Source organism: Leisingera sp. (assembly GCF_034669605.1).
GTDB lineage: Bacteria > Pseudomonadota > Alphaproteobacteria > Rhodobacterales > Rhodobacteraceae > Leisingera.
In genome coordinates this window covers 1-7628 of the sequence record NZ_JAXMOX010000210.1, presented here as the reverse complement: position 1 = coordinate 7628, position 7628 = coordinate 1, and the positions used below count along the sequence as shown (strand labels likewise).

Genomic DNA, 7628 nt, shown 5'->3' with positions numbered 1-7628 from the left:
GAATCTGAGCGCCCGCCATATCGCCTATCTGGAAGCGGGCATCAACGACTGGGGCGGAATCTCCCCCGTCACCATCGACTTCATCAACCCGCAGCACGAATGGCCGGAGATCCGGGCGCTGGCACAGTCCTGCACCGAAGCCGGATTCGCGCTGCGCGAGCGGCTGACCGTGTATCCCCGCTACCTGACTTGCGAGCAGGACTTCATCAACCCCGCCATTCTGGCCCGCGCCGCCGGCATGGCCGGACCCGGCGGGCTGGCCCGCGATCAACGCCACATCGGAGAGACAGCATGACCCTTCAGCCCCCAGCCGAGAAGTTTGCCGCCCCGCCCTCCGCCCTGCCCGCGGCCATCGCCGGAGCCTCTGCCCCGGTCCGCTCCATTCTGGAGGTGGCACTGGAAGGCGGCGAGGTGTCTGAGGCGGAAGGCGCCGAGCTGTTCCGCACCACCGGTGCCGATGCCGAGGCGGTCTATGCCACCGCGGATGAGCTGCGCCGCCGCGCCAATGGCGACCACGTATCGTTTGTGGTGAACCGCAACATCAACTTCACCAACATCTGCTACATGGGCTGCCGCTTTTGCGGCTTTGCCAAGCGCAGCGAGGACAAGGACGCCGAGTGGCTGGAGCCGGAACAGATTGTCGAGCGCGCGCAGCAGGCCTGGGACCGCGGCGCGACCGAGGTGTGCATCCAGGGCGGGCTGCACCCCAAGATGGAGGGCACCTACTACCGGGACATCGTGCGCGCCATCAAGGCAGCCCTGCCGGACATGCACATCCACGCGTTCTCGCCGTTCGAGATCTGGTATGGCGCGTCGAAGACCAAGATGTCCTATCACGACTTCCTGGCGGATCTGAAAGAGGCCGGGCTGGGGTCGATGCCCGGCACCGCGGCGGAGATCCTGGATACCGACGTGCGCCTGCAGCTGACCAAGAACAAGCTGAGCGCCGAAAAATGGGTGGAGATCATCCGCGCCGCGCATGAGGTCGGCATCCCGACCACCTCTACCATCATGTACGGCCACATCGACGGACCAGAGCATTGGGCCGCCCACATCCGCCTGCTGCGTGACATTCAGAAGGACACGGGCGGCTTCACCGAACTGGTGCCGCTGTCCTTTGTGCATACCGAATCGCCCCTGTGGGCGCAGAACCCGGACAAGGTGCGCCCCGGCCCCACCGCGCTGGAGGTCGACCTGATGCACGCGGTGGCGCGCATCATGCTGCATGGCTGGATCGACAACATCCAGGTGAGCTGGACCAAGCTGGGCGCGGCCCGCGCGCAGCAGATGCTGTCGCGCGGGGTCAACGATCTGGGGGGCACGCTGATGAACGAAAGCATTTCCCGCGCGGCCGGGTCGGACCACGGGCAGGAAATCACCGCACGCGAGCTGACGCAGATCATCCGCGCCGCGGGCCGGGTGCCGGTACGCCGCAACACGATCTATGAAATCCGCGACATCTATGATGACCACGACCCCGAGGAGCTGGCGCCGCTGGTAGACCGGCAAGGCAGCAACCCTCTGGCATTCCTAGAAATGTTCCCAGATCGCACTGCGCTGGAGACGGCGGAATGAGCGGCGCGGTGAAGCATAAGGTCACGCTGCTGGCAGGCGGCGTTGGCGGTGCCAAGATGGCCGAGGGGCTGGCGGCGCTGCCGGATGTGGCGCTGTCGGTCATCGGCAATGTGGCGGATGACGACGAATTCCACGGGCTGTGGGTGTCGCCCGACATCGACACGCTGACCTACAGCCTGGCCGGTGTGATCGACCGCAACCAGGGCTGGGGCGTGGCGGATGAAAGCCACCGGGCGCTGGACACGCTGACCAAACTGGGCGCCGGCACCTGGATGTCGCTGGGCGACCGCGACTTTGGCCTGCACATCCACCGCACCATGCGGCGGCTCAAGGGCGAACGCCCGAGCGTGATCGCCCGCGACGTGGCCCGCGCCTTCGGGGTTACGGCAGAGATCCTGCTGCCGACCGATGACCGGGTGCAGACCCGTGTGCGCACCGATGCGGGCTGGCTGAGCTTTCAGGAGTATTTCGTGCGCGAACGCTGCGCGCCGGAGGTCCGCGAGCTGGCCTTTGACGGCATCGAACAGGCCCGCCCCACGCCGGAGGCGCTGGCGGCCATTGCCGGGGCGGACCTGATCGTGATCGCGCCCTCCAACCCGCTGGTCAGCATCGCGCCGCTGCTGGAGACCCCCGGCATCCGGGATGCGGTCCGCGCGGCGTCTGCCTTCAAGGTGGCGGTCAGCCCCTTCATCGCGGGCAAGGTGGTCAAGGGACCGGCCGATAGGATGATGGCGGCGCTGGGGCAGCGGGCCGATGCGGCGGGCGTGGCGGAACGCTATGCCGGTATCGCGCAGACACTGGTGATCGACCATCAGGACGAAGGCCTGGGCGATGAAATCCGCACCTTCGGCATGGCGCCGATCTGCGCCCATATCCTGATGCGGGACAAGGCCGACAAGGCCCGGCTGGCGCGCGAGGTGGTCGAACTCGGGCTCGCCGCCACAGCGGCGGAGGCCGTGGCATGAGCGCCGCGGCCGATAACGGCAAGCGGCTGGTGGTGATCCCGATGAAGGATCCCGCCCGCGCCAAGACCCGTCTGGACCCGACGCTGAGCCCCGAGAGGCGCGCAACGCTGGCGCTGACCTTGTTCCGCGCAACCGTCACCCGCCTGAAGGAGGCGCTGGCGCTGCTACCCGGCGCCGGAGTGGAGATCGCGGTGGTGACCTCGAGCCCGAAAATCACCCGGCTGGCGCAGGCCATGGGGCTTTTGCTGATCGACGAGGGCCACCGCCGCGGCCTGTCGGAGGCGCTGGAAACAGCGGCGGATTGGGCTGCCCAGCGCGGTTACGGTGCAATCTGCGTGTTGCCCGGCGATCTGGCGGCGCCGCTTCCGGCTGAGCTGGCACGGCTGCTGGTGCATGATCTCGGCAATGGCCAGATGGTGCTGTGCCCGGCAGCGGATCTGGGCACCAACGCGCTGCTGGTGCCGCTGCCCTGCCCGTTCCGCTTTGCCTATGGCGTGAAATCGGTGGTTGCTCATCGTCAGGCGGCCGAGGCCGCAGGGCTGTGCCCGGTGATGCTGCCACTGGCCAGCCTGCGGGCTGATGTGGACACCGCCGAGGATCTGCACGACCTGCTGAGCCATCAGCCGCAGCTGCTGATGCAGGAGGGTGCCCGATGAGCCTGTCCGTATCCATCACCGCCATTCCCGGCATCCCCGACATCCAGAACGGCGACGATCTGGCTGCAATTCTGGGCGATTGCATGGAACAGGCCGGCCTGTTCCCGCAGGAGGGCGACATCCTGTGCATCGCGCAAAAGGTGTTCTCCAAGGCGGAGGGCTGCATCATCCCGCTGTCCACGGTCACCCCCTCGGAAGAGGCGATCAAATACGGCGAGGAGCTGAACAAGGATCCCCGCAAGGTCGAGATCGTACTGCGCGAAAGCACCCGCGTGGTGCGGTCCTTCCGCCGCCCCGATCAGGTCAGCGGCACGATGATCTGCGAACACCGGCTGGGCTTCATCTCGGCCAATGCGGCGGTGGATGAATCCAACTTCGGCGAGGAAGACGCCGCGATGGTGCTGCCCGCCGACCCGGACGCGAGCTGCGCGCGCATTCAGCAGGGCTTTGCCGAGCGCTTTGGCGTGCAGACCGGCGTGGTGATGACCGACACCTTCGGCCGCCCCTGGCGGCTGGGCCAGATCAACGTGGCGATCGGCCTGTCGAAGGTGCCCGCCACCATTCAGGAGCAGGGCAACCTGGACGCCTGGGGACGGCCGCTGATGGTTACGGAACCGGCGCTGGCGGATGAGATCGCCGCCGCCTCGGGGCTGGTGGTGCGCAAGAACGGAAAAACACCGGCGGTGCTGCTGCGGGGGCTGGGCTGGCAGCCAACCGACAGCCGCGGCGCCGACATAATACGAAAAAAACAGGAGGATATGTTCAGATGAAAATCGCAATCATTGGCGGCACCGGGCCGCAGGGCCAGGGTCTGGCGCTGCGCTTTGCCCGCGCCGGGATCGCCGTGGCGCTGGGGTCGCGTGATGGCGCGCGCAGTGCCGGCATCGCGGCCGACCTGATGCAGAAACTGCCCGCAGACGCCGCCCAGATCGAAGGGCTGGACAATGAGGCCGCCACCAAAGCCGCCGATGAAATGGTGGTGCTTGCGGTGCCGTTTTCAGCCCATAACGCCACGCTGGAGGCGCTGAAACCGCATCTGGCCGGCAAGATCCTGGTCGACATCGTGGTGCCGCTGAAAGAGGGCGACCCCAAAAAGGTCGAGATGCCGCCGGAAGGCTCCGCCACCGAGGCCGCGCAGGCGCTGCTGGGGGACGACATCCCGGTGATCGGCGCGCTGCACAACGTGTCCGCCGCCACGCTGAACAACCTGGACTGGCCGATCAACTGCGACATTCTGGTCTGCGGCAACAGCCTGCCTGCCCGTAAGAAGGTGATCGAACTGGTCCGCGCGCTGGAGGTCGAGGGCTACAACGCCGGCGACGCCGAGGCGGCGCGCTGCATCGAGGCAATCACCCCGATCCTGATCCGGCAGAACATTTCCAAGGCGGTGCCGTTTACCCACGCCGGTATCCGCATCTGCCCCCCCGCACATTAAAATTCCAACGAGGAGGAAAACACACATGGAATTCGGAATTTGCTTCAAGGGGTTCGTTGAACCCGACCGCGCCCGCGCATTGGTCCGCCAGGCGGAAAACGCTGGCTTCACCTACTGCTGGTTCTACGACAGCCACATCCTGTGGCGCGAAAGCTTCGTGGCGATGGCGATGTGCATGGAGCACACCACCAGCATGCGCTTCGGCCCGCTGGTGACCAACCCGAACTCGCGCGAGTGGTCGGTCGCGGCCTCGCTGTTCGGCTCGCTGGCGAAACAGTCCGGCGGCCGCTTCGACATCGGCCTCGGCCGCGGCGACAGCGCGGTGCGGGTGATGGGCAAAAAGCCGTCAACCCTGAAGCGGCTGGAAGAATTCACCCATGTGGTGAAATCGCTGATCCGCGGCGAGGAAGTACAGTACGGCGAATGCCCGGAGCCGGTGAAATTCCCCTGGGCCAACGGTTATGAGCTGCCGGTCTGGATCGGTGCCTACGGGCCCAAGGCGCTGGCTTCGGCGGGCCGGGTCGGCGATGGCGTCGTTCTGCAGATTGCGGAACCGAAGATCATCAAGTGGCTGGCAGACCAGGCCAAGAACGCCGGCACCGAGGCCGGGCTCGACATGTCGAACTACAAGGTGATGGCTGCCGCCCCCGCCCACACTGGACCGATCGACGAGGCGATCGAAAAGGTGAAATGGTTCCCCGCCATGGTCGGCAACCACGTCGCTGACATCGTCGAGAAATACGGCACCGACGGCGATCAGGTACCCACCAGCCTGACCGATTACATCAAGAACCGCAAAGGCTATGACTACTCCAAACACGGCCAGAGCGATAACCCCTATCTCGATTTCATCACCGAGGACATCATCAAGAGCTTCTGCGTACTGGGCACCCCGGACGAGCATATCGCCAAGATCCGCGACCTTGAGGCGGCCGGCACCACCCAGTTCAACATCTACCTGGACAGCGGTGACGAGGAAAAGATCATCGCCGATTACGGTGACAAGATCATCCCGGCATTCAGGGAACAGGCTGGCGCCTCATCCCCGATGCTGGCTGCGTCCTGACCTGTCTTCCTTGACGTCATAACCTGCCGGCGGACAGTCCTCTCTGTCCGCCGGCGCTTTGATACGCGCGGCTTCCCGGATTGAAGCCTCCGCCCGCGCCTGCTGGCCTTAGCCTTCGAATTATGACATGACGGCGCCAATTCATATTAGAACGAAGTGGCAATTTTCGTATGGCACGCATGTCGGCAGAAAAACCAAAAACAAAAATTCAACTGCAAAAGACAGAGCAGATCATGGCAGCCGCGCTAGAGGTCTTCTCCCGGCACGGTTCGTCAGGCGCGTCGATCAATCTGATTGCCAAGACCGCCGGGCTGACCACGCCCAACTTGCTGTATTACTTTGAAAGCAAGGATGCGATCCGCCGGGAACTTCTGGCCCGTACGCTTCAGTTGTGGATGGCGCCATTGAACATGCTCAGCCCGCGCGGCGAGCCGATTGACGAAATCTGCGAGTACATCCGGCGCAAGTTGGAGATGTCGCGGAGTTTCCCCAAGGAAAGCAAGTTCTTCGCAAATGAGGTCCTGAGTGGCCTGCCGCGATCCCGCAGCGAGATTTTCGGACCGTTGAAAGACCTGTTCAACGCCAAGGTCGTGATGCTTGAAGACTGGATGCAAGACGGGAAAATTGCGGCCGTCGACCCGCATCACCTTCTGTTTTCGATTTGGGCGACCACACAGCATTATGCCGATTTCGACGTTCAAATCGAAGAGATCGCCCCAGCGAAAGCGGAAGACCGTTACGCCGAAGCCGAAGTATTTCTGCTGGAGATGTATAGAAAGCTGCTCACAGTCTGACCTGCCAGCGCCGTTTCTTGTCCCGGCGGGCTTGCCGAAATCCGTGCCTGCGCCGAAAGGCCGGCGGGACGCAGCTGCCCCGCCCGGACAACCGGGGTGACGGCCGGACGGCAGGAGCGGGCAGACCGAAGTATTCGATGTGCTGCGAGCTCGCCTTGGCAGCCGGGCGGCGTTCGAACCGCTGGCGCGCCCGCCCCTCACTCTCGTAAAGCTCTCCCAGGTCCATCATAGGTTTGGTCATCGGGGTCTTCCTTCGGTTCAGCTTGGCTTTCACCCTCCCATTCCCGAAGCAGCCTTTCGTTATAACGGCTTAACGGAATCAATTGCTTGCCATGAAGCCAATTTGGAACCGCCGCCAAGCCGCAAAGCCAGACTTTCCCGCTTGACAGAACAAATCCGGTTTGCCTAAGTCCCGGCTATTCTGGTCCGGCTGGGAGACCACCCGGGTAAAAGGGAACACGGTGAGGTGTAGCCAACAGGCGCCGAATCCGTGACTGCCCCCGCAACTGTGAGCGGAGAGCAATGCTGCGAAATGCCACTGCCCCGAGGGGCGGGAAGGCGCGGCAAAGCCTCGACCCGCGAGTCAGGAGACCTGCCAGGATGATCACCCTATCCCGGTGCGGGGCGCGCCGTAGATAACGGATTTCCGTAGTGGTGGCAGTTTTCACCGTCTGCGGAGGCAAGGCCTTTCAAAGACCCGACCCGAATACACTGCCCGCTTGGGCAGTCACTTGGCCTGCGCTTGTTGCGCGGGCCGGGAGGAATGGAATATGCGCAAGGCAAGCTTGTCCCTGGCCGCGGCCCTGGCCGCCACCCCCGCAATCGCAACCGCCCAGGATTCGGATGTCACCGATCTGGGCGAAATCATCGTCTCCGGCGGCTTTACTCCGGTCGAGGCCCAGAAATACGGCCGCTCTGCCTCGGTGCTGACCAGCGAGGAGATCGAAGACCGCGGCATCACCACCGTTCAGGACGCGCTGCGCTCGGTTCCCGGCCTGATGGTGAGCGGCTCCGGCGACAGCTTCACCCAGGTCCGCATCCGCGGCGCCGAAGCCAACCACACGCTGATCCTGATTGACGGCGTCGAGGCTTCCGGCGGCGACAGCGAATACATCCTCTCCGGGCTGGACACCGCCA

Annotated in this window: 8 protein-coding genes, 1 pseudogene and 1 riboswitch; all 9 genes and pseudogenes read left to right on the top strand. The window is 64.5% G+C overall.

The genetic code is table 11. From position 1 onward, the window contains the following. Positions 1 to 295 (top strand): annotated as a pseudogene (locus VOI29_RS20410) (7,8-didemethyl-8-hydroxy-5-deazariboflavin synthase subunit CofG); the annotation flags it as partial. After that, positions 292 to 1575, top strand: coding sequence for a 5-amino-6-(D-ribitylamino)uracil--L-tyrosine 4-hydroxyphenyl transferase CofH (gene cofH, locus VOI29_RS20405; RefSeq protein ID WP_323783053.1), 1284 nt, complete (start codon positions 292 to 294; stop codon positions 1573 to 1575). The pseudogene VOI29_RS20410 and the gene cofH, both read left to right, overlap by 4 nt. Beyond that, positions 1572 to 2540, top strand: coding sequence for a 2-phospho-L-lactate transferase (cofD, locus tag VOI29_RS20400; protein WP_323783050.1), 969 nt, complete (start codon positions 1572 to 1574; stop codon positions 2538 to 2540). Before cofH ends, cofD begins: the two co-directional genes overlap by 4 nt. Further along, entirely contained in the window at positions 2537 to 3196 is a 660-nt protein-coding gene (gene cofC, locus VOI29_RS20395; protein ID WP_323783047.1) for a 2-phospho-L-lactate guanylyltransferase, read from the top strand. Before cofD ends, cofC begins: the two co-directional genes overlap by 4 nt. After that, the gene (gene cofE, locus VOI29_RS20390; protein WP_323783044.1) at positions 3193 to 3966 is read left to right on the top strand and encodes a coenzyme F420-0:L-glutamate ligase; all 774 of its coding nucleotides are present in this window, start codon (positions 3193 to 3195) and stop codon (positions 3964 to 3966) included. The genes cofC and cofE overlap by 4 nt, the downstream gene beginning before the upstream one ends. After that, positions 3963 to 4631, top strand: a complete 669-nt coding sequence (gene npdG / locus VOI29_RS20385; protein WP_323783041.1) for an NADPH-dependent F420 reductase — start codon at positions 3963 to 3965, stop codon at positions 4629 to 4631. Before cofE ends, npdG begins: the two co-directional genes overlap by 4 nt. A 25-nt stretch (positions 4632 to 4656) precedes the next feature. Then, entirely contained in the window at positions 4657 to 5697 is a 1041-nt protein-coding gene (locus VOI29_RS20380; RefSeq protein WP_323783038.1) for a TIGR03842 family LLM class F420-dependent oxidoreductase, read from the top strand. A 170-nt stretch (positions 5698 to 5867) separates the two neighbouring features. Next, on the top strand, positions 5868 to 6491 hold the full coding sequence (locus tag VOI29_RS20375) for a TetR family transcriptional regulator C-terminal domain-containing protein (RefSeq protein WP_323783035.1): 624 nt from the start codon (positions 5868 to 5870) through the stop codon (positions 6489 to 6491). 405 nt (positions 6492 to 6896) lie between these two features. Then, positions 6897 to 7106: riboswitch (cobalamin riboswitch) on the top strand. Positions 7107 to 7261: 155 nt separating this feature from the next. Then, on the top strand, positions 7262 to 7628 hold a 367-nt coding region (locus VOI29_RS20370; RefSeq protein WP_323783031.1), incomplete at its 3' end, for a TonB-dependent receptor.